The 1,545-nt window shown below is 55.8% G+C and carries 3 protein-coding genes and 1 pseudogene; 1 reads left to right on the top strand and 3 read right to left on the bottom strand.

Going from position 1 to position 1,545, the window contains the following annotated elements; genetic code table 11:
• Positions 1–205: 205 nt before the first annotated feature.
• On the bottom strand, positions 206–580 hold the full coding sequence (locus OP495_RS17725; RefSeq protein ID WP_280571088.1) for a hypothetical protein: 375 nt from the start codon (positions 578–580) through the stop codon (positions 206–208).
• A 35-nt stretch (positions 581–615) separates the two neighbouring features.
• Between OP495_RS17725 and OP495_RS17730 the strand changes: the two are divergent.
• Positions 616–807 (top strand): annotated as a pseudogene (locus tag OP495_RS17730) (cupin); the annotation flags it as partial.
• Positions 808–857: 50 nt separating this feature from the next.
• Here the strand turns inward: OP495_RS17730 and OP495_RS17735 are convergent.
• Both OP495_RS17735 and OP495_RS17740 read right to left on the bottom strand, forming a co-directional pair.
• Positions 858–1,172: a HigA family addiction module antitoxin gene (locus tag OP495_RS17735; RefSeq protein ID WP_280571091.1), complete on the bottom strand. Its 315-nt coding sequence runs from the start codon at positions 1,170–1,172 to the stop codon at positions 858–860.
• Positions 1,159–1,545, bottom strand: a 387-nt coding sequence (locus OP495_RS17740; protein ID WP_280571092.1) for an RsmE family RNA methyltransferase, incomplete at its 5' end; no start/stop codon positions are given. The genes OP495_RS17740 and OP495_RS17735, both read right to left, overlap by 14 nt.

Below are 1,545 nucleotides of genomic sequence, written 5' to 3' on the forward strand. Positions count from 1 at the left end.
AAACTGCCATGCTCCACGATCGCCATGAAACTTTGCAGCTCAGCGAATTCAGATCCACGCATATCGGTAGCTCTCACACCGGGCAATGATACATAAAGGATAAGGGTCGTTCTTGAGACGACGGGCACGAGCCAAAGGTAGATGAATCCAACGGTGATGACAGCACGCAAAGTTCAAGACCGGGATAGACAGTCCGTATGGTCACTTACTTTCGGTCACGTTGCGAGCACACCACAAGCCATCTGGCCACGCCACCACCAACGAGGGGAAGGATGCAGAGGAATACGCTTGTCACGAGCCCCAGCAGGAACCATTCCCCCATATCGCTGGAACCAAACGCAGGGCTGAATATATAGGCATACAGGTTTTGACCTACATACATACCCACCACCAGCAGGAAGAGAAACATCAATCTTTTCGTCCAGCCGGTATAGATGGCGAAGGTGAGCATCAATGCTTGCCCAATGATAAACCCGAGCAGCGTATCAAAGGGCTCGAATTGACCCGATACTACTGGACAAACAGCCCAACTTAGAGCTCCCAGAGCACCACCAATGACAAAAGGCGATAGATAGCCCATAAACCTCCATATCACCATGAAAGGTCACGCATGGTGAGCTCCGCATAGACTTCCGTGATGGCTCTGTGGCACTTGGACCAGGAGATATCTACGTCGTGCCGCACGGCGTCGAGCACAAACCCCATGCTGCCAGTGAAGTTCACCTGATGTTGATCGAGCCCAAAGGCGTTAAGAATACTGGCGACGAGGGCGGAGCACTGAATGCTGAAAACGAAGTCTGGATCTAACGCTATCCACGCGCCGAGAGCGACGACATAGGCGGTCTTGGCGCGACTTATTATGCCCTGTGGTCCATGCATGAACCCGAGTTCCAAGGCCGAATACTGTTCAGTTGATCGGCCAAGGCATCCTCCGCGACTTCGGTGTCATATGCTGTTTGGGCACGCAACCAGTAACCATTGGACAGTCCAAAGAACCGACAGAGTCGCAGATCTGTATCGGCCGTTATCGAGCGCTTGCCAGCAATGATCTGTCCAATACGCTGAGCCGGAACTCCAATTTCCTTGGCCAGCCGATACTGGGAGATCCCCATGGGCTCTAGAAACTCTTCCTTCAGTAACTCGCCAGGTGTTACTGGATCAATATTGCGCATAAGTCAAATCACCAAAGTAATGCTGCAACATCGTGAGGGCGACGACGGGGGCGGTTTCAGTGCGCAGGATGCGGGGGCCAAGGGTCAGGGCGGCGAAGTCGGCGGTGTAGGCGGCGTCGATTTCGGCGGGCGATAAGCCACCTTCGGGGCCGACGAGGAGTGCGGCGCGGGTAATGCCACTGGCGTGTTGCCAGGCGGTGTCGGTGGCGGGATGCAGGACGAGGCGTAACGCTTCGTCGCGTGCCGCTAGCCAAGCGTTGAACGTTTGCGGGGGATGCACGGAGGGCACACGGCTGCGCCCGCATTGCTCGCAGGCGCTGACCGCGACGGCTTGCCAATGGGCGAGCTTCTTGGCTTCACGGTCGCCCTTGAG

Source organism: Chromohalobacter sp. 296-RDG (genome assembly GCF_029889885.1).
Classification (GTDB): Bacteria; Pseudomonadota; Gammaproteobacteria; order Pseudomonadales; family Halomonadaceae; genus Chromohalobacter.

Coding starts and splice junctions, on each gene's coding strand:
- OP495_RS17725 (WP_280571088.1), bottom strand. CDS start 580: ATGGGCTATCTATCGCCTTTTGTCATTGGTGGTGCTCTGGGAGCTCTA.
- OP495_RS17735 (WP_280571091.1), bottom strand. CDS start 1,172: ATGCGCAATATTGATCCAGTAACACCTGGCGAGTTACTGAAGGAAGAG.